Raw genomic sequence first — 20,160 nt, 5'->3', positions numbered from 1 at the left:
CGCGCCGGCCGGTGGCGGCGCGGGGGAGCGGCGGCGGCGCGCGGCGCGGCGGTATGACGGCTGTGACGGCGCGTGCGGCGCGACGGCACAGAGGCGCGACGGCACGGAGAGGACGGCCGGCATGACCGGGGACGCGGAGAACGGACGGGGCCACCCCCCGCCCGGGGTCGGCACGCTGCTGGTACCGCTGTACGTCCACCCCGCCGTGGCCCCCCGCGCGTGGGAGGCGCCGGCGGGCGCGGCCGGGCGGCTCTACGGCGTGGTGCTCAACGTCGCGGACGGTCCCGGCCGCCGCCCCGACCCCGCCTTCACGGGAGCCGCCGCCCGGCTGCGCGCCGCGGGCGTCCCGGTGCTCGGCTACGCCGACACCGGCTACGGCCACCGCCCCGCCCGCGCGGTGCTCGGGGACGTCCTGCGCCACCGCCGCTGGTACCGCGTGGACGGGGTCTTCCTGGACCGGACGGCCTCGGCCCCCGGTCCGCTGGCGCACTACCGGCGCGTCACCCGGGGCGCCCGGCTGCTGGGGGCGCGCACCGTCGTCCTCAACCCGGGCACCCACCCGGACCCGGGGTACGCCCGGGCCGGCGACCTCCTGGTGACCTTCGAGGGCCCCTGGGAGACGTACCGGCGGGCCGGGCCGCCACCCGGATGGACACGCCGTCACCCCCCGGAACGCTTCTGCCATCTGGTGTACGCGGTGCCCCCGGAGGAGGCCGCCACCGTTGCCCGAACGGCCCGGGAGCGCGGGGCGGCGGTGCACTGCGCCGTGCCGGGGACGGGGGACAATCCCTGGTCCGGGCTGCCGTACGCGGTCGCCGGGAGACCCGCGCCGGGAGAGACTCAGGAGCCCCCGGGCCCGTCCGAGGAGGACCCAACACCATGACCCCCCGCCGTCCCGCGCGCCTCCGCCGCGCGCGCCCCCACCCGCTCCCGGCGCCCCGGGCGCGGCGGACCGCCGTCCGCGGACTGCCCGCCCGTCTCCGCCGCCACCCGGCCGGCCGCGGGACGGCGGACGCGCCGCCGCCCCCGTCAGCCCCGTCAGCCCCGTCAGCCCCGCCGGGAGCGGCCGGGAGCGGCCGGGAGCGGGTACGCCGGCTCGCCCTGGCCGCGGTCCTCCTCCCGCTGCTGCTGCTCACCGGATGCTCGGGCGGCGCGGAGGGCCGGCCGCCGGCCGACGGCGCCGCGCCCGGCAGCAGCGCGCCGTCCGCCGCCGACCGCTGGCGCCCGGCCCCGCGGACCCCCTGGCAGTGGCAGCTCAGCGGGCGCGTCGACACCCGCGTGGACGTCCCCGTCTACGACATCGACGGCTTCGAGAACACGGCGTCGACGGTCACCGCCCTGCACGCCCGGGGCCGCAAGGTGATCTGCTACATCAACGCCGGGGCCTGGGAGGACTTCCGCCCCGACCGCGCGGCCTTCCCCCGCTCGGTGCTGGGCCGGTCCAACGGCTGGCCGGGCGAGCGCTGGCTGGACATCCGCCGCACGGACGTCCTGCGCCCGCTGATGGCCCGCCGGATGGACATGTGCCGGGAGAAGGGGTTCGACGCGGTGGAACCGGACCTGATGGACGGCTACCTCAACCGCACCGGTTTCCCGCTCACCGCCCGCCACCAGCTCGCCTACAACCGGATGCTGGCCGCTCTCGCCCACGAGCGGGGGCTCTCCGTGGGCCTCAAGAACGACCTCCCGCAGATCCCGGAGCTGGTGGACTCCTTCGACTTCGCGGTGAACGAGGAGTGCGCCGAGTTCGGCGAGTGCGACCGCCTGGGGCCCTTCATCGACCAGGGCAAGGCCGTCTTCCACGTCGAGTACGCGCTGCCGACGAGCCGCTTCTGCCCGGGGAGCGAGCGACTGGGGCTGAGCTCGATGCGCAAGCGGCTCGCCCTGGACGCCTGGCGGGACCCCTGCCCCTGAGCCCCGCCCGCGGCCGGGTCTCCCGTCCCGGCCGCGGGCGGCCCCCTTGGTCCGGGCCGCTTCCTCCGTCCGGCGTTCCACCCGGGCGGCCCCGGCTGTGGTCTTCCTCGCGCCGCCCCGGCTGTGGTCTTCCTCGCGCCCGCCCCTGCCGTGCTCTTCCTCCCGCCCGCCCCCGCCGTGTGACCTTCCTCCCGCCCACCCCGGCCGGTTTGGCGGAGCCGCCCGGGGCTCCGTAGAGTTCCGGCGGAGTGCGCGCGGACGAGGCGCGCGGGAGCGGGAACGGGAAGCGGCTGCGGCGATGACGGTGACTGAGCTGACTGACGACGGCCGGAACGGGCACCCGGGCATCGACCCCCAGCGGCTGGCCGCGTGCCTGGAGGTGCTCGCGGAACTCGACGAGCTGCCCCTGGACCACCCCGACGCCGTCATGGTGCGCCGCGCCACCGCCGGCATCTACCGGACGGTGAAGCAGCGCCGCCGCCAGGAGCGGCGCGCCGCCAAGACCGCCCACGACCGGGCCGTCACCGAGGCCACCGCCACGGGCTCCGCGGAGCGGATCGACGACGAGACCGCGGGCGTGCCGCTCTCCTCGGCCACCACCGCCGAGTTCGCCGGCGTCCTGGAGCGGCCCCGGTCCTGCTACATCTGCAAGACCCGCTACCGCGAGGTGGACGCCTTCTACCACCAGCTCTGCCGCGCCTGCGCCGCCGAGAACCGCGCCCGCCGCGACGCCCGCACCGATCTCACCGGCCGGCGGGCCCTGCTCACCGGGGGCCGCGCCAAGATCGGCATGTACATCGCGCTGCGGCTGCTCCGCGACGGCGCGCACACCACCGTCACCACCCGCTTCCCCCGGGACGCCGCGCGCCGCTTCGCGGCCATGGACGACAGCGGCGACTGGCTCCACCGGCTGCGGATCGTCGGCACCGACCTGCGGGACCCGGCGCAGGTGGTGGCGCTGGCCGACACGGTGGCCGCCGCCGGCCCGCTGGACATCCTCATCAACAACGCGGCCCAGACCGTGCGCCGTCCCCCCGAGTCCTACGCCGCGCTGCTGGCCGGCGAGACGGCCCCGCTGCCCCCGGGTGACCTGCCCGAGCCGCTGGTCCTGGGCGGCTTCGGCAGCGGCGCCCGGCCCGCGCTGACGGCGTCCGGGGGCGGGCCGGACGTCCTCACGGCGGACGCGGTCACGGCCCTCGCGCTGACCGGCGGCTCGGCCTCCCTCGCGCGGATCGAGGCCGGCACCGCCGTCGACGCCGGCGGACTCGTGCCCGACCTGGCCGGTGACAACAGCTGGAGCCGGACGGTCGGCGACGTGGACCCGGTGGAGCTGCTGGAGGTACAGCTCTGCAATGTCACCGCGCCGTTCATCCTGGTCGACCGGTTGCGCCCGGCGATGGCCGCGTCCACCGCGCGCCGCAAGTACGTGGTCAACGTCTCGGCCATGGAGGGGGTGTTCAGCCGCGGCTACAAGGGAGCGGGGCACCCGCACACCAACATGGCCAAGGCCGCGCTCAACATGCTCACCCGGACCAGCTCACAGGAGCTGCTGGAGACCGACGGCATCCTGATGACCAGCGTCGACACCGGCTGGATCACCGATGAGCGCCCGCATCCGGAGAAGATGCGGCTGGCCGCCGACGGTTTCCACGCACCGCTGGACCTGGTGGACGGCGCCGCCCGTGTCTACGACCCCATCGTGCGCGGTGAGCGGGGCGAGGACGTCCACGGCTGCTTCCTGAAGGACTACGCGCCCGCCGGCTGGTGAGACCCGGCCGGGCGCCGTGCCCCGGAGGCATGCCGCCACCGGGCCGGAGATCCTCCGCCACCGTGCCCTCGGCGCCGGAGAAACCGCCCCGGGCCGTCACACGTGGCGGAACCTCTCCCCTCCGCCTCACCCGAATGGAGCAATCGGCGGTGCGGCGGAGCGGACGCGGCCCTCGACCGCGCGCCGCCCGTGCGACCGTCCCCGGCCTGCGGTGACGTCACACGGGCCGCCCTCCCGGCCGCGGCCCGTGGCGCCAAGTGGCGGGCACCGAGCCGCTCTTCCGGCTCGCGCCACGGCGATACCCGCGCGCGTCACGCCTCCCGCGGGGGTAGGCTGGTGACCAGACGGACAGCCCTTCCGGCATGTGAAGCACCGAGACCCTCGGCCCGTCCCGGGAACGGCCCGCCACCGTGGCCTGACTCCCGGTTCCTCGTCCGGCGCCACCGCGCCCGCAGTGACGTTCCACCAGCCCGATCGGGCGCCGGCGCCCGGCGTATGTCCTGTCATATGCCCGTGGCGCGGGGCGTCCGGTGCACCCGATTGTGAAGGAGTGCGCGGTGACCACGACCACCGAGACCAGCATCGACCCTCTCCCCGCCGAACCGGCGGAACCGCTCGCCGCCTCCCGGTGGGCGGCCTTCCGCGGCCTGGACGCCTGGTCCACGGCCGCCCCCATCCGGCTCGCCGGCTACGACGACGACCCGGCCGAGTCCCACATCCTCCGCGGCATCGACTGACGCCTCCCCGTCCCGTCCCCTCGGTTCCCCCGCCGGGGCGCCGCGCCGGGCCCGTTCCCGCGACGGCCCGGACGATCCCGTCGCGCGGCGTTTCCCGGAGCGTCCCTCGGGCACCCGTCGCGCGATCGACGATCAGCTGACGGCGGAGGAATCGATGGGCGTGCGCAGCCGGATGCTCGAATGGCCGGTGTACCGGCAACTGACCGGAAAGGATCCCCTGGGGCGCGGCGCGGCCGCCAAGTCACGGCAGAGCGCCGCCCTCACGACCCGGAACGCCACCGCGGACCGGGTCGTGAAGTCGGTCTGCCCCTACTGTGCCGTCGGCTGCGGCCAGAACGTCTATGTGAAGGACGAGAAGGTCGTCCAGATCGAGGGGGACCCGGACTCCCCGGTCAGCCGCGGGCGGCTCTGCCCCAAGGGGTCGGCGACCCTCCAGCTCACCACCGGCTCCGCCCGTGAGCGTCATGTCCTCTACCGCCCCCCGCACGCCACCGAGTGGCAGCGGCTCGGCCTCGACGAGGCCATGGACATGGTCGCGGACCGCGTGGTGCGGACCCGGCGCGAGGGCTGGGAGGACGAGCACGACGGCGTGCCGGTGAACCGCACCATGGGGATCGCCAGCCTCGGCGGGGCCTGCCTCGACAACGAGGAGAACTACCTCATCAAGAAGCTGCTGACCGGCCTCGGCGTGGTGCAGGTGGAGAACCAGGCCCGGGTCTGCCACAGCTCCACCGTCGCCGGGCTCGGCACCTCCTTCGGGCGGGGCGGCGCCACCACCTTCATGCAGGATCTCCAGCACTCGGACTGCATCGTCATCCAGGGGTCCAACTTCGCCGAGGCGCACCCCGTCGGCTTCCAGTGGGTGATGGAGGCCAAGGCGCGCGGCGCCCGCGTGATCCACGTCGACCCGCGCTACACCCGCACCAGTGCCCTCTCCGACCAGCACGTGCCGATCCGGGCGGGCACCGACATCGCCTTCCTCGGCGCGATCATCAACCATGTGCTGACGGAGGGGAAGGACTTCCGGGACTACGTCCTGGCCTACACCAACGCGGCCACCATCGTCTCCGAGGAGTTCGCCGACACCGAGGACCTGGACGGCGTCTTCTCCGGCTTCGACGCGGAGGAGCGCGCCTACGACCCGACGACCTGGAGCTACAGCACCGGCCCGGTGCAGGCCGCGTCCGGGGACCGGGCCACGCTCTACACCGAGCACCTGGAGAACCGCGGGGGCACGGAGCAACAGGAGAGCGTCCAGGAGGCCGGCGGCTCCGAGAGCCACGGCTCCGGCGGCGCGGTGGCCGTCCCCGAGCCCGAGCGCGACCCGACGCTCCGGCACCCGCGCTGCGTCTACCAGATCCTCAGGCGCCACTACGCCCGCTACACCCCCGAGCTGGTGGAGAAGGTCTGCGGCGTGCCCCGCGAGGACTTCCTCGCCGTCTGCGACGCCCTGACCGCCGGCTCCGGCCGGGAGCGCACCAGCGCCTTCGTCTACGCCGTCGGCTGGACCCAGCACACCACCGGCTCCCAGTACATCCGGGCCGCCTCCGTCCTCCAGCTGCTGCTCGGCAACATCGGCCGCCCCGGCGGGGGCATCCAGGCGCTCCGCGGCCACGCCTCCATCCAGGGCTCCAGCGACATCCCCACCCTGTTCAACCTGCTGCCGGGCTACCTCCCCATGCCGCACGCCCACGCCCACCAGGACCTCGACTCCTTCATCCTGGGCAGCCGCACCGAGAAGGGCTACTGGGGCGACATGCGGAAGTACATGGTCTCCCTGCTCAAGGCCTACTACGGGGACGCCGCCACCGCGGAGAACGACTTCTGCTTCGGCCACCTGCCGCGGCTCACCGGCTCCCACTCCACCTACGACACGGTGATGGCCCAGCTCGACGGGCGCTGCAAGGGCTACTTCCTGATGGGCGAGAACCCCGCCGTGGGCTCCGCCAACGCCCGCCTCCAGCGGCTCGGGATGGCACAGCTCGACTGGCTCGTCGTCCGCGACTTCTCCCTCATCGAGTCGGCCACCTGGTGGAAGGACGGACCCGAGATCGAGTCGGGTGAGCTGCGCACGGAGGACGTCGGCACCGAGGTGTTCTTCTTCCCCGCCGCCTCGCACACCGAGAAGTCCGGCTCCTTCACCAACACCAACCGCTGGCTCCAGTGGCACGCCGCCGCCGTCGAGCCGGAGGGGGACGCCCGCAGCGACCTGTGGTTCATGTACCACCTCGGCCGCCGGATCAAGGAGCGGCTGGCCGGTTCCACCGACCCGGCGGACCGCCCGGTGCTCGACCTGGCCTGGGACTACCCGCTGGAGGAGGGGCCGATCGCGGAGCCGTCCGCCGAGGCCGTCCTGAAGGAGATCAACGGCCGTGGCCCGGACGGCCGGCTGCTCGGCGCCTACACCCAGCTCGCCGACGACGGCTCCACCTCCTGCGGCTGCTGGATCTACTGCGGTGTCTACGCCGACGGGGTCAACCAGGCCAACCGCCGCAAACCGCACACCGAGCAGGACTGGGTCGCCGCCGAGTGGGCCTGGGCCTGGCCCGCCAACCGCCGGATCCTCTACAACCGCGCCTCCGCCGACCCCGACGGCGTCCCGTGGAGCGAACGCAAGGCGTACGTCTGGTGGGACGAGGAGACCGGCCGCTGGACCGGCCACGACAACGCCGACTTCATCCCGGACCGGGCGCCGTCCTACGTGCCGCCGCCGGACGCCTCCGGGCCCGACGCGATCCGCGGCGACGACCCGTTCGTGATGCAGGCCGACGGCAAGGGCTGGCTCTACGCCCCCGCCGGGCTGATGGACGGGCCGCTGCCCACCCACTACGAGCCACAGGACTCGCCGTTCCACAACGCGCTCTACGAGCGGCAGAGCCGGTCCCCGGTGCGCACGGTCAAGGAACGGGAGGGCAACCGCTACCACCCCAGCGGGAACGAGCCCGGCGCGGAGGTCTACCCGTACGTCGTCACCACCCACCGGCTCACCGAGCACTTCACCGCGGGCGGCATGAGCCGGTGGTCGCCCTACCTCGCCGAGCTCCAGCCGGAGTTCTTCTGCGAGGTCTCACCCGCCCTGGCGGCCGAGCGCGGCCTGGAGCACGGCGGCTGGGCCACGATCGTCACCGCCCGGAACGCCGTCGAGGCCCGGGTGATGGTCACCGAGCGGATCCGGCCGCTGACGGTGCACGGGCGCACCGTCCACCAGATCGGACTGCCCTTCCACTGGGGCCCCAACGGCATCGCGCCCGGTGACGCGGCCAACGAACTCACGGCCATCGCCCAGGACCCCAGTACGCACATCCAGGAGGACAAGGCGCTGACCGCCGACATCCGCCCCGGCCGCCGGCCGCGCGGCGCGGACCTGCCCCGGTTCGTCGCCGGCTACCGCGAGCGCGCCGGCATCACCGCCACCACCGGTACGGAGGCCCGCTCATGAGCGAGATCGACATCCGGAGCCTGCTCTCCGGGCCGGAGCCGGACCCCGCCACGGACGCCGGGTACGACCGGGACGGCCACCCCGAGCGGGTGGGGTTCTTCACCGACACCTCCGTCTGCATCGGCTGCAAGGCGTGCGAGGTGGCGTGCAAGGAGTGGAACGCCATCCCCGAGGACGGCCTCTCGCTCACCGGCATGTCCTACGACAACACGGGCGATCTGGGCGCCTCCACCTGGCGCCACGTCGCGTTCATCGAGCAGAGCGCGGTCACCCGCGGGCCGGGGACCACTGCCGGCGCGGGGCCGGAGACCGGGGCCACGGCAGGACCGGGGGCGCCGGCCACGGCGGTGCCGGGGACCGCCGCCCCCGGTGACGGGGGGCCGGGCGCCGCCGTGCCGGGCCCCGACGGCCGGACCGAGCTGCGCTGGCTGATGTCCTCCGACGTCTGCAAGCACTGCACCCACGCCGCCTGCCTCGACGTCTGCCCGACCGGCTCGCTCTTCCGCACCGAGTTCGGCACCGTCGTGGTGCAGGAGGACATCTGCAACGGCTGCGGCTACTGCGTGCCCGCCTGCCCCTACGGGGTGATCGAGCAGCGCCCGCAGGACGGCCGGGCGTTCAAGTGCACCATGTGCTACGACCGGCTGGGCGAGGGGCAGGAACCGGCCTGCGCCAAGGCGTGCCCCACCGACTCCATCCAGTTCGGCCCGCTGGACGAGCTGCGCGACCGGGCGCGGCGGCGGGTGGAGCAGCTCAAGGACGCCGGGGTCGCCGACGCCCGCCTCTACGGGGAGGACCCGGAGGACGGCGTCGGCGGCGACGGGGCGTTCTTCCTGCTGCTGGACGACCCCGAGGTCTACGGGCTGCCGCCGGACCCCGTCGTCACCACCCGCGATCTGCCCCGGATGTGGGCGCACGCCGGAGCCGCGGCGCTCTCCCTGCTCGGCGGGGTCGCCGCCGCCTTTCTCACCTCACCGGCCGTCCGCCGGCGCGGCGGCAGCGTCACCCGGGCCACCCGTGCGGCCCGTCCCGGACCCGGAAGGGGAATCGGCCGATGACCGGCTCGGACGTCACCAGGAGCGGCACCCGGGGCGAGCGGCCCGGTCACGAGGCGGCCCCGGGCTCGCTCCAGCCGGGCGGGACCTCGCCCGGCGCCGGCGGGAACGGGAACGGCGGGAAGCGCCGCGGGAAGCGCGGTAAGCGCGGCGAGGAGCTGATGGTGCCCCGCGCCGAGTTCCAGTCCTACTACGGGCGTCCCGTGATCAAGGCGCCGGGCTGGAGTTCCGTCGACATCGCCGGCTACTTCTACACCGGCGGGCTCGCCGGGGCCGGCTCGGTGCTCGCCGCCGGCGCCCAGGCCACCGGACGCCCGGCCACGGCCAGGGCGCTGAAGATCTCCTCGGCCGCCGCGATCGGCGTCTCCACCGCCGCGCTCATCCACGACCTCGGGCGGCCCGGGCGGTTCGCCAACATGCTCCGGGTGATCAAGCCGACCTCCCCGATGTCCATGGGGTCCTGGCTGCTGTCGGCCTACGGCCCGGCCGCCGGTGCCGCCGCCGTGCTGGAGACCACCGGCTGGTTCCCACGGCTGAACACCCTCGCGACGGGGGCCGCCGCCACCCTCGGGCCCGCCGTGGCCTCGTACACCGCGGTACTGGCCGCCGACACCGCCGTGCCGGCCTGGCACGAGGCGCACCGTGAGCTGCCGTACCTGTTCGTGGCCTCCGCGACGGCCGCCGCCTCCGGCATGGCCCTCGCCACCGCGCCGGTCCGCGAGAACGCGTCGGCCCGCCACGCCGCCCTGCTCGCCGCCGCCTGCGAGGCCGCCGTCGTGCGGCTGAAGCGGCGCAGGCTCGGCATGATCGCCGAGACCTACCGGCAGGGGAAGGCGGGCCGGCTGATGCGCGCCGCCGAACTCCTCACCGCCGGGGGCGCGCTGGGCGCCGCGCTGCTGGGGCGCCGGTACCGGGGGGCGGCGGTCGCGAGCGGCCTGGCGCTGCTCGCCGGCTCGGCCTGCACCCGCTTCGGTGTCTTCCACGCCGGGATCGCCTCGGCCGAGGACCCCAAGTACACGGTCGTCCCGCAGCGGGAGCGGCTGGAGCAGCGGTACCGGGAACAGGCGGAGCAGCGGGAGGCGGAGCACGCCGGGGACGGGGAGGTCACGGACGGGGACCGCCCCGCCGGCGGGGGCGCCACGGCGGCCTGACCCCTTTGACGGCCCGCCCGTCCGCCGGGCCCGTGGCGCGACCGCGGGGAGCGCCGCACGCCCGGCGGACGCGCGGGCCCGTCCGCGGAAACGGTGGAAGTGGGCTGGATGGTGTGAACGGCCTGATTCCGGCAAACCGAGGTAAGGGGCGCGCTTCGCCCGCCGGGGGCGCCGGAGCCGGCGCCCGCCCGGCACGGCGGGACCTGACCCCACGACACCTGATTGCCCGCCACCTGACGCCGCGACACCCGCTACACCCGCTACAAGGAGAGAACCACGCCATGAGAGCCCTGACCTGGCACGGCAAGCGCGATGTACGGGTGGACACGGTTCCCGACCCGGTCATCCGGGAGCCCACCGACATCATCGTCCGGATCACCAGCACCGGCCTGTGCGGATCGGACCTGCATCTCTACGAGGTGCTCGGCCCCTTCCTGGAGCCCGGCGACATCCTCGGCCACGAACCGATGGGCGTGGTCGAGGAGACCGGCTCCGAGGTCACCGAGGTGCGCCCCGGGGACCGCGTCGTGATCCCGTTCAACGTCTCCTGCGGCACCTGCTGGATGTGCGGGCAGGGGCTGCACTCGCAGTGCGAGACCACCCAGAACACCGGGCGCGGGACGGGCGGCAGCCTCTTCGGCTACACCAAGCTCTACGGGCAGGTGCCCGGCGGGCAGGCCGAGTTCCTGCGGGTGCCGTTCGGCAACACGCTGCCGGTGAAGGTACCGGACGGGCCGCCGGACCAGCGGTTCGTGTACCTCTCCGACGTGCTGCCCACCGCCTGGCAGGCCGTACGGTACGCCGAGGTGCCGCGCGGTGGCAGTCTGCTCGTCCTCGGGCTCGGCCCGATCGGTGACATGTCCTGCCGGATCGCCCGCCACCTCGGCGTGGAGAAGATCATCGGCGTGGACCGGGTGCCGGAGCGGCTGAAGCGGGCCGCCGAGCGCGGTGTCCACGTACTCGACCTGGACGAGCGGGGCGAGGACCTGGGCGACGCCGTCCGCGAGCTGACCGGCGGGCGGGGCGCCGACGCCGTCATCGACGCGGTGGGCATGGAGGCGCACGGCGCGCCGGCCGGCAAGCTGGCCCACCAGATGGTCGGCATGCTGCCCGGCGGCGTGGCCGAGAAGCTGATGAGCCGCGCGGGGGTGGACCGGCTCGCCGCCCTCCACGCCGCCATCGACGCGGTACGGCGGGGCGGCACCATCTCGCTCAGCGGGGTCTACGGCGGAATGGCCGACCCGCTGCCGATGCTCACCCTCTTCGACAAGCAGATCCAGCTCCGGATGGGCCAGGCCAACGTCCACCGCTGGGTGGGCGACATCCTGCCGCTGCTCACCGACGGGGACCCGCTCGGGGTGGAACAGTTCGCCACCCACACCCTGCCGCTGGAGGAGGCGCCGGCCGCTTACCGCACCTTCCAGGACAAGGCGGACGGCATGGTGAAGACGGTGTTCCGGCCCGGGGCCGCCTGACCCCGCCGATCCACCACCCCGCCGAGTCCGACACCGCCGACGGCCCGCCGCCGCGTCGCGCCCGGTACCCCTTCGCGGGGTGCCGGGCGGCCCTTTACCTCGGAGGCCCCGGGGTTCTGCCCTGCTCCTTCCCCGGGGTGCCGGTCAGCCGCGCTCGGTGAACTCGGGCACGCAGCGCACGTCCGGGTCCGCGGGGTCGCTCGGGTCGCCGGGCACCGCGCCGAGCTGCCTGCGCCGGTGGCGCAGCCAGGCCGCCGGCGGGAACCAGCAGCCCGCGAACCAGAGCAGCACGCCGCCCGCGAGCCAGACGGCGAGGGTGTCGTGGATGACGAAGCGGAGGATCAGCGTCAGCGCCGCGCCCACCGTGACCAGCAGCAGCATCAGCCCCACCATGGTGAACCGCGAGGCCCAGATGACCGTCTGCGGCTTCAGCGAGTACCCGGTGACCATGCGGTGCAGGGCCACCGGGGCTATCAGGGCGCCGGTGGCCGCCGCCCCGGACATGATGGTGAAGACGTACAGATCGTGGCCGAAGGCGTCCAGTTCGGGGAAGCGTGGGGAGAACGCCGAGGTCAGCAGGAAGGCGAGCAGGATCTGGATGCCGGTCTGGGCGACCCGCACCTCCTGCATCAGCTCGCCCCACTTCCGGTCGGCACGCTCCTCACGGGTCTCGTCCCGCCCGGTGAGCTGGGGGCCGGGCCGCTCCTCGGGCCGCTCACCGGATGACTCGGCGGGCTGGTTCCGGACATCGATCACCAAGGCGGCCTCCTTCGGTCAGGGCCCCCTTCAGCTCGCGGACGCGGAGCTCAGGGCCTCGATACGGCGCTCCAGTGCCTCGACGGCACCGGGACGTCGTCCGGGTACCCGCCGGCGGAGGGTCGCAAGCCGCTCGCTCAGCCCCCGCGCGGCGGCTCCGTCGCGAACCTGCTCCCAGCAGTGGTGTGCGCGGTCCACGGCGGCCACCACGTCCGCGGCGGCCTCCTCCTCCCCGGCGGAGAGCCGGGCCGTGGCGGCGGACAGCCACAACTCGCAGGAGCGGGCCGGGTCGCCGGCGAGCCGGGCGAGGTCCGCCCGTACCTCCAGCCAGTGCACGGCCTCCGCGGAGTCGGGGCCGTGGGCGCGCCAGGCGTGCTGTTCCCAGGCGGCGGCCATCGCGGCGGCCTCGCTGTGCCGGCCGGCGTGCGCCGCGGCGAGGATCGCCGGGTGCGGGTCCTCCGCCGGGGACGGCGCGGGAGCCGGCGGCCCCGGCGCGGGGGCCGCCGGGGATGCCGGGGCCGCCGGGGGAGCGGCGGGGGCCGGGGCCCCAGCGGGGGGCTCCTGCGCGGTGCCCGGCCGGGCGTCCGGTGCCGGGTGGGATGCCGCTGCGGTCTCCCGGCCCGGCTCCTGGCGGGGAGCGGGCGGCGGGAACGGGCGCTCACGGTCCGCGGACCGGGCCTGACCGCCTGCTTCCGCCGGGGCGCCGGCGGTCGCCGCGCCCGCGGGGGCCGCGCCGGCGGGCGTTCCACCCGGGGAGACCGGCGGGGGTGGCTGGACGGGGGAGGGGCCCGGGGCCGGCGCGGCCTGCGCGGTGAGGGGGGAGAGAACGGCGTACACGGCATCGCCCGCGGAGGGAGCGCCGGAGGAGCCATGGCCGTCCTGCCTCTCCCCGGCCGGGGGAGCGGCGCCCGGGGTCCCGGTGTCCGGGTGTGCCCCCGGCCGGGAAGCCGGGGTGGGGACGGCGCCGAAGGGGGGCGGCGGCTGCGGAACCGACGGCGGCACCTGCCGTGCCGCGGCCGGAGGGACCGGGGAGACGGGTGTGCCCGGACCGGCGGCCCCGGTGGGACGCGGGGTCAGCAGCAGCGCGCCGGGGGGCAGTCCGGCCCGGGCGGCGGCGAGGTCGTGCAGCTCGGCCGGGTCCGGCCGGGCCGTGGCGGTACGCAGGAGTTCGGCGACGGCCCGGCTGTAGCGCGGCTCGGCGGGCGTGCGCCGCTCCGGCGGCGGGGTCACCGCGCCGTACACGGCGGCACCGGTCACCGCGAGGGAGGCCAGCAGCTCCGGCAGCCGCTCCCCGGCGGAGGAGTCGGCCACCAGGTCGGCGAGGACCGTGGTGGTGCCCGGACGGCGGTGGCCCAGTTCGGCCGAGAGCCAGTGCCAGGGCAGCGCGGTGTAGCGGGCGGTGGCGGAGGTGGTGCGGGCCAGGGCCAGATGCGGTCGCTGCTGTTTGCGGTCCACGGTGAGCTGGCCGATGAGGTGGATCAGCAGGGGCCCGGGGGCCGCCGCCGCGCTCCGCAGCCGCACCAGGACGACCTGCGGGTCGGCCGGGTCCACCAGCTCCACCACGCGCGCGGCCCCCGTGCCCGTCAGCAGTTCGGGCCGTACGGCCGCCAGCGCGGGCAGCGCGGAGGCCGCGTCCACCAGCCGGTGCCGTCCGGCGGGTGCGGCCGCCAGCAGCAGCACGGCCCCCGGGGCCGCCGCGTCACCGGCCGGGAGCGCCGCCCCGGCGCCGTCCCGTGCCGCCCGTCCGCTCTGGATCTCCGCCACCAATCCGTCCCCGTCCCGTCGTCACCGGCCCGGCGCCGTGCCGCGCCGTCCGCCCACCCCGGTCCACCGGCAGGGCTCACCGTATCCGCTGTCCGGGGCGGCTCCGCACGCCGGTGGCTGAATCCTTTCCTCCGGTCGGTCCGGGCAGTCCCCTGATGGCCCTCGTCAGGGCGGTCACGAGGGCTCCGGGGAACCGGTTCGTGACCCCGGAGGGCAGATATCGGCCCAGGTGTGAACGGTGGGTGAAGCCATATCGCATAATCTGGTGGCCAACACAACAGCGGCGCTTTTGGCCAAAGGTCTGTCGATCCGTGACGGACCGTCTTCTGGAGTGGACCATGGTGCGGGCGGCAACCACCGTGACAGCGGAGTCGCCCGGAGTGACCATCCCCAGCCACCGGCCTGGGGGACACGCGGACGAGGGACGTGCAGTGGAACACTATTTCACCGACCGCCTCCACCATGAACTACGCCAGCAGGTAAGGGACTTCGCGGAGCGGGAGGTGCGGCCGCGGATACCCGCGATGGAGGACTCCCGCACCGTCAGCCACGAACTCTCCCGGTTGATCGCGCGTCAGGGCTGGATCGGTGTCACCATCGACCCGGCGTACGGTGGCATGGGCGCCGGGCACCTCGCCAAGACGATCGTCATCGAGGAACTGGCGCGGGTCAGCGGCGCCATGGGCGCCATGGTCCAGGCGTCCCAGCTGGGCGTGGCCAAGATCGTCCATTTCGGCAGCGACGTACAGCGCAAGACCTGGCTGCCCAGGATCGCCTCGGGCGAGTGCCTCCCCACCATCGCGGTCACCGAGCCCGGCTCCGGCGGCCATGTCCTGGGCATGGAATCCACCGCGGTCCGTGACGAGGACTCGGGCGACTACATCCTCAACGGCGGCAAGGTCTACGTCGGCAACAGCCACGTCGGAGACCTGCACGGGGTGGTGGCGCGCACCGGGCCCGGCTCGGACGGGCTGACCGCCTTCCTGGTGGAGTCCAGCGCGCCGGGCTTCTCCCTCGGCGAGCAGCGGCCCGCGATGGGCCTGCACGGCTTCAGCTTCGGCGAACTCCGCTTCGACAACTGCCGGGTACCGGCCGCCAACCGGCTCGGTGAGGAGGGGGACGGCCTGTCGGTCGCCTACTCCTCCAGCGTCCTCTACGGCCGCGCCAACCTCACGGCCGTCTCCCTCGGCATCCACCAGGCGGTCATGGAGGAGACCGCGGCCTTCTGCGCCGAGCGGGAGCGGTACGGCCGGGCGCTCGGCGCCCTGGGCACCGTCAAGCACAAACTGGGCCAGATGCAGTCCCGGCTGATGACGGCCCGGCTCGCCGCGTACCACGCCGTCCATCTGCTCGACCAGGGCCTGCCGTGCGACGCGGAGCTGATGAACGCCAAACTGATCAACGTCGAGTACGCACTCGACTCCGCACGGGCGGCCATGGAGATCCACGCGGCCTGCGGGCTCTTCACCGACCGCCCCCTGGAGCGCTACCTGCGGGACGCCTTCCACATCTTCGCGCCCGCCGGCACCTCCGACGTCCAGCTCCTGCGGCTCGGCGAGCTCGCGCTCGGGCAGGGGCGGGGCCAGTGGTCCGAGCGGCTCGCGGACCGGGTGCGGCGGCCGGAACCCAGCGCGGTGTGACAAGGGCGCGGGGCCGGGGGAGCGCCCCCCGGCCCCGCGCCGGACCCGCACGGTGCGGGCTCAGAGCCCGCCGGCCTCCCGGTGGTGGATCCGGTCCACCAGCTCGGCGGCCATCGCCTTGATGGTCTCCAGGCCCTGCCGCCCCCACGGCCGCGCCTCCTGGGCCACCACGCAGACCGTCCCCAGCGCCATGCCCGTCCGGTCGATCAGCGGGGCACCCATGTAGGACCGGATGCCGATCTCGTCCACCACCGGGTTGCCCGCGAACCGCGGGTAGTCGCAGACGTCCTCCAGCACCAGCGCCTTGCGCCGCACCACGACGTGCGGGCAGTAGCCGTGGTCGCGGGCCATGACCCGGCCCGGCTCCGGCGCCACCGGGCCGAACTCGACCCCGGAGCCCCCGCTGCCGGGGGTGTACAGGCCCGCGAAGTACTGGCGGTGTTCGTCGATGAAGTTGACCATCGCGTAGGGGGCCCCGGTGACACGGGCCAGTTCCCGGGCGAAGTCGTCGAACTCCGGCACCGGGTTGTCCCCGAGGCCGAGTTCGTTCAGGCGGACCCGGCGCGCCGGCGCCTGCCCGTCCTCGGGGGTGAGCAGGAGATGACCGGTCGGGTCGTAGGAGGGAGGGGGTGTCGGTGCGGCCACGGGTGGCTTCTCCGTTCGGGGGACGTACGGGGGAGGGAGAGGGGACGGGGGCGGAGGAAGGGCGACGGCCGGGGGACAGGGGGTACGGGGCGGAGCGGCCCCCGGTTCAGCCCGTGACCCCGGCCGGCTGCCCCGGGACCGAGGTGAGCAGGTGCTGGACCAGGGCCAGCAGCACATGGGTGCCCGAGTCCGGGTGGCGGGCGTCGCAGAGCACCACCGGGACCTCCGGCCGGAGGTCCACCGCGGCCCGCACCTCGTCGGGCGTGTAGCGGTGGGCCCCGTCGAACTCGTTGACGGCGACGACGAACGAGATGCCGCGGCGCTCGAAGAAGTCCACCGCCGAGAAGCAGTGCTCCAGCCGGCGGGTGTCGGCCAGCACCACCGCGCCGAGGGCACCGCTGGACAGCTCGTCCCAGAGGAACCAGAACCGTTCCTGCCCGGGGGTGCCGAACAGGTAGAGGACGTGGTTGCCGTCCAGGCTGATCCGGCCGAAGTCCATGGCGACGGTCGTCGTCGCCTTGGCCTCCACCCCGTCCAGCGGGTCGGTACGGGCGCTGACCTGGGTGAGCAGCTCCTCCGTCGACAGCGGCTCGATCTCGCTGACGCTGCCGACGAAGGTGGTCTTGCCCACCCCGAAACCACCCGCCACCAGGATCTTGAGGGCGGTCGGGAAGGGGTCAGAGCCGTTTGCGTAGTCCATGCAGCACCGCCTTCAGCACATCCTTGTCGGTACGGACCGCGGCGGCCGTACGGGGTTCACGGGTGGTGACCGCCCCGCAGTCGACCAGGTCCGACAGCAGGACCTTGGTGACGACCGCGGGCAGCCGGACATGGGCGGAGAGTTCGGCGACCGACATCGGCCCGCCGCACAGCTCCAGCACCTGGGCGTGGTCCGGGCCCAGGTAGTTCTTCGGCCGGGAACCGGTGGCCATCACCAGCGTCATCAGGCCGAGTTCCGAGGACGGCCGGGTACGCCCGTTGCTGACCGTGTAGGGACGGACCAGCCGGCCGGCCCTGTCGTCCATCCACAGGGCGTCCGGCTCCGCGTCATCGGGTAAACGCGGCACGTCAGCGTCCCGGTCCGGGGCCCAGCGGCCCGGCGCCCTCGGGCCCGCCGCCCGCCGCCGGGCGCCGTGGCGGAGTCCCCAGATACGGGCGGACGCTCTTCACGAGCATGGCCATCTCGTACCCCAGCACGGACGGGTCGGACTCCCGGCTCGCCAGCACGGCCAGACAGGCGCCGGAGCCGGCGGCCGACACGAACAGCAGCGAGCCGTCGAGTTCGACCACCACCTGGCGCACCTCGCCGCCGTTGTCGAAACGGACGCCGGCGCTGCGCGCCAGGGAGTGGAGTCCGGAGGCCAGGGCCGCCATGTGGTCCGCGGCGTCCGGGTCGAGGCCGTCGGCCGCCTTCACCAGGCCGTCCGACGACAGCAGCAGCGCGCTGCGGGTATGGGGCACGCGCTGGACGAGGCCGGCCAGGAGCCAGGAAAGGTCGTTGCTCTGGCCGGTGCGCATGTCGCTCACCATGGAAGGGTCGTCTCCTCGGGTCAGGGAGGGTGGGGAGACACGGTCAGCGGGTGCTGTCCGTGCCCTTCTCCTCGCGGGCGCCGGGCGCTTCCGCGAGGCCGAAACCGCGGCGGAACGCCGCCATCAGCTCGGGGTCGTGTTCGGCCTGCGGCCCGCGGTCCGCAGGCACCGTCCGGGGGCCCGGCGAGTCCCGCAGTTCGGGGCTGAGGTGCTCCTGACGGCGCCGCCGCGGCAGCACCGGGCGGTCACCGTGCCCGCCGAAGTCGTCGCCGAAGTCTCCGCCGAAGTCCTCGCCGGGGTACCCGCCGGGCTGCGTGGGCCGGGGCGCCGGCGGACCGGGCTCGGCGGCCCTGGTGGGCCCGGCGCCGGGGTGTGGCGCGCCCGGGTGCGGGGCGCGCTGGGGCAGGGCCGGCGGCGGCGCGGGAGTCCGGGCGGGCGGGTGCGCTCCCGGTCCGCCACCGGTGCCCGCGGGCCGCGGCTGCCCGCCGGCGTGCTCGGCCGGCGGCCCGGGGTGGTGGCGTACCCCGGAGGGCCCGGAGCCGACGGCCGGTGACCCGCCCGGGGGCGTCGCGGGCCCGGCGGGGGCGGCCGGGCGGGCGCCTCCCTCACGAGGGGCCGGCGGGGTGTGCGCGTTCGGCTGGGGGTGCGGGGCGCGCCCGTCCCGCTCGTGGCCGTAGCCGGCGCCGCGGGCGGCCGGGGTCGGCTGCAGCGTCATCGTCGGCGGGCCGTCCCGGTCGACGTCATGGGCTGGGCCACGAGAGGAACCATGAGCGGGGCCGGGGCCGCCGCCCGCCGGGCCGGCCTCCCGCTGCTCCCGGGGCATCTCCGGCGGCACGGGCCGTTCCCCGCCCTCCGCGGGGGAACCGCCCCGGAGGGGGGCCGGGGTCTGCCCGTTCTGCCGCCCGCCGGTGCCCGCGGGGACGCCGGGGGCGACCGCGGGGGGCTCGCCGGCGCCCGTCACCGGGATGCCGCGGGGGTCGGTGGTGTCGGAGCCGAGCAGGGCGAGCGGCAGCACCAGCACGGCCTGCACCCCGCCGTAGATGTTGTTCCGCAACTGGACGGCGAGGCCGTGCCGGCGGGCCAGCGCCGAGACCACGAAGAGCCCGATGCGGCCGTCCTGGAGCAGCTCGCCCACGTCGATCCGGCCCGGGTCGGCGAGGAGCGCGTTCATCCGCTCCTGCTCCTCGCCGGGCATGCCGAGCCCCCGGTCCTCCACCTCGACGGCGAGACCGGCCGAGACCCGCTGCGCCCGGAGCAGCACCTGGGTGTGCGGAGGCGAGAAGAGGGTGGCGTTCTCGACGAGTTCGGCGAGGAGGTGGATGACGTCGGCCACCGCGTGGCCGCGCAGGGTGCCCTCGATCGGCGGCACCAGCTTGACCCGGGAGTACTGCTCCACCTCGGCGATCGAGGACCGCAGCACCTCGGTGAGGGTCACGGGGCGGCTCCACTGGCGCCGGGAGACGGCGCCGCCGAGCACGGCGAGGTTCTCGGCGTGACGGCGGATGCGGGTGGCGAGGTGGTCGACGTGGAAGAGGCCCTTGAGGAGGTCGGGGTCCTCGACCTCATTCTCCAGCTCGTCGAGGAGCTCGATCTCGCGGTGGACGAGGGACTGGAGCCGGCGGGCGAGGTTGACGAACACCTCCACCTTCTCCCGGTTGTCCGACTCACCGCGGACCGCGTGGGCGGCCTGGACGACGGCTGCCTCGGCGGCGCGCTGGGTCCGGGAGAACTCGAAGGCGACGAGGTCCAGGCAGTCCCCCTCGGCCCGGGGCTGCTGCGGCGGCGTGTACGGCGGGATGCGCTCGCCGGCCTCCAGCCTGCGCAGCAGCTCCTGGAGGTCGGACTGCGCGCGGCCGGCGGAGCGGCGCAGCGCCGCGTACCGGCGCACCGTGGAGCGGGCCTGGGCATCCCCCGCCGCGGCGGCGGCCGTGACCACGCCGCAGCCGATCACGGCCAGACCGACCGTCACCCACCAGCCTGCCGCCGTGTCACTTCCGGACTCGGTGGTCCGCAGCACGAACACCAGGGCGGCCACCGCGATCAGGGTGACGGCCAGCGCGGGCAGCGCGGCCAGCCGCGCCGTCCGCGAGCGGAGCGCCGCGTCGGCGGCGGCCTCGTGGGGAGGGGGGCTGCCGTGCCGCCCGCTGCGGGGGGCGGGACCGGAGTCGGTCCCGGAGCGGGCGGCGTAGGCGCCAGGTGCGGACATGAAGGTTTCCTCCGGGTCAGCCGGGGGCGCACCGGTGATCAGTCGGTTCACGGGCGGGCTAACCGTCAACGCGCGTGTGG

General features: G+C 75.1%; 16 protein-coding genes. 9 read left to right on the top strand and 7 right to left on the bottom strand.

The window, feature by feature from the left end; genetic code table 11:
- The first annotated feature begins 121 nt into the window (after positions 1 to 121).
- The 8 genes from HCK00_RS19440 (at position 122) to HCK00_RS19405 (ending at position 11,539) form a co-directional block, all read left to right on the top strand.
- Complete coding sequence (locus tag HCK00_RS19440; RefSeq protein ID WP_168103279.1) at positions 122 to 883, top strand: spherulation-specific family 4 protein; 762 nt, start codon at positions 122 to 124, stop codon at positions 881 to 883.
- A complete protein-coding gene (locus tag HCK00_RS19435) occupies positions 880 to 1,914 on the top strand; it encodes an endo alpha-1,4 polygalactosaminidase (RefSeq protein WP_168103278.1) in 1,035 nt (344 codons plus the stop codon). The genes HCK00_RS19440 and HCK00_RS19435 overlap by 4 nt, the downstream gene beginning before the upstream one ends.
- 298 nt (positions 1,915 to 2,212) lie before the next feature.
- A complete protein-coding gene (locus HCK00_RS19430; RefSeq protein ID WP_168103277.1) occupies positions 2,213 to 3,682 on the top strand; it encodes an SDR family oxidoreductase in 1,470 nt (489 codons plus the stop codon).
- A gap of 557 nt (positions 3,683 to 4,239) precedes the next feature.
- Positions 4,240 to 4,419: a hypothetical protein gene (locus HCK00_RS19425; RefSeq protein WP_311765393.1), complete on the top strand. Its 180-nt coding sequence runs from the start codon at positions 4,240 to 4,242 to the stop codon at positions 4,417 to 4,419.
- Positions 4,420 to 4,573: 154 nt separating this feature from the next.
- Positions 4,574 to 7,858, top strand: a complete 3,285-nt coding sequence (fdh, locus tag HCK00_RS19420) for a formate dehydrogenase (RefSeq protein ID WP_168103276.1) — start codon at positions 4,574 to 4,576, stop codon at positions 7,856 to 7,858.
- Positions 7,855 to 8,916 (top strand): 4Fe-4S dicluster domain-containing protein, encoded by a 1,062-nt coding sequence (locus HCK00_RS19415; protein WP_168103275.1) that lies wholly within the window; start codon positions 7,855 to 7,857, stop codon positions 8,914 to 8,916. Before fdh ends, HCK00_RS19415 begins: the two co-directional genes overlap by 4 nt.
- The gene (gene nrfD, locus HCK00_RS19410; RefSeq protein ID WP_168103274.1) at positions 8,913 to 10,064 is read left to right on the top strand and encodes an NrfD/PsrC family molybdoenzyme membrane anchor subunit; all 1,152 of its coding nucleotides are present in this window, start codon (positions 8,913 to 8,915) and stop codon (positions 10,062 to 10,064) included. The genes HCK00_RS19415 and nrfD overlap by 4 nt, the downstream gene beginning before the upstream one ends.
- Positions 10,065 to 10,345: 281 nt before the next feature.
- The gene (locus HCK00_RS19405; protein WP_168103273.1) at positions 10,346 to 11,539 is read left to right on the top strand and encodes an alcohol dehydrogenase catalytic domain-containing protein; all 1,194 of its coding nucleotides are present in this window, start codon (positions 10,346 to 10,348) and stop codon (positions 11,537 to 11,539) included.
- A 144-nt stretch (positions 11,540 to 11,683) separates the two neighbouring features.
- On the opposite strand, the gene HCK00_RS19400 is transcribed toward HCK00_RS19405, so the two are convergent.
- Together HCK00_RS19400 and HCK00_RS19395 are read right to left on the bottom strand one after the other, a co-directional pair.
- Positions 11,684 to 12,295 (bottom strand): DUF6328 family protein, encoded by a 612-nt coding sequence (locus HCK00_RS19400; RefSeq protein WP_311765398.1) that lies wholly within the window; start codon positions 12,293 to 12,295, stop codon positions 11,684 to 11,686.
- A 30-nt stretch (positions 12,296 to 12,325) separates the two neighbouring features.
- Entirely contained in the window at positions 12,326 to 14,059 is a 1,734-nt protein-coding gene (locus HCK00_RS19395) for a hypothetical protein (RefSeq protein WP_311765392.1), read from the bottom strand.
- Between the two features lie 431 nt (positions 14,060 to 14,490).
- On the opposite strand from HCK00_RS19395, the gene HCK00_RS19390 reads away from it, so the two are divergent.
- Entirely contained in the window at positions 14,491 to 15,699 is a 1,209-nt protein-coding gene (locus tag HCK00_RS19390) for an acyl-CoA dehydrogenase family protein (protein ID WP_168103272.1), read from the top strand.
- Positions 15,700 to 15,759: 60 nt separating this feature from the next.
- Here the strand turns inward: HCK00_RS19390 and HCK00_RS19385 are convergent, their stop codons facing one another.
- The 5 genes from HCK00_RS19385 to HCK00_RS19365 all read right to left on the bottom strand — a co-directional run bounded on the left by HCK00_RS19385 (position 15,760) and on the right by HCK00_RS19365 (position 20,080).
- Positions 15,760 to 16,344, bottom strand: a complete 585-nt coding sequence (locus HCK00_RS19385) for a GAF domain-containing protein (protein WP_168103271.1) — start codon at positions 16,342 to 16,344, stop codon at positions 15,760 to 15,762.
- A 106-nt stretch (positions 16,345 to 16,450) separates the two neighbouring features.
- Entirely contained in the window at positions 16,451 to 17,044 is a 594-nt protein-coding gene (locus HCK00_RS19380) for a GTP-binding protein (protein WP_168103270.1), read from the bottom strand.
- Entirely contained in the window at positions 17,022 to 17,369 is a 348-nt protein-coding gene (locus tag HCK00_RS19375) for a DUF742 domain-containing protein (protein ID WP_168103327.1), read from the bottom strand. The genes HCK00_RS19380 and HCK00_RS19375 overlap by 23 nt, the downstream gene beginning before the upstream one ends.
- Before the next feature lie 43 nt (positions 17,370 to 17,412).
- Entirely contained in the window at positions 17,413 to 17,874 is a 462-nt protein-coding gene (locus tag HCK00_RS19370; protein ID WP_168103269.1) for a roadblock/LC7 domain-containing protein, read from the bottom strand.
- A 43-nt stretch (positions 17,875 to 17,917) separates the two neighbouring features.
- Positions 17,918 to 20,080 carry an ATP-binding protein gene (locus HCK00_RS19365; RefSeq protein WP_168103268.1) on the bottom strand — a complete coding sequence of 721 codons (2,163 nt, stop codon included), beginning with the start codon at positions 20,078 to 20,080 and terminating at the stop codon, positions 17,918 to 17,920.
- Positions 20,081 to 20,160: the final 80 nt, after the last annotated feature.

This window comes from Streptomyces zingiberis (assembly GCF_012034935.1).
GTDB classification, from domain to species: domain Bacteria; phylum Actinomycetota; class Actinomycetes; order Streptomycetales; family Streptomycetaceae; genus Streptomyces; species Streptomyces zingiberis.
This window is presented reverse-complemented; position numbering and strand designations above follow the sequence as displayed.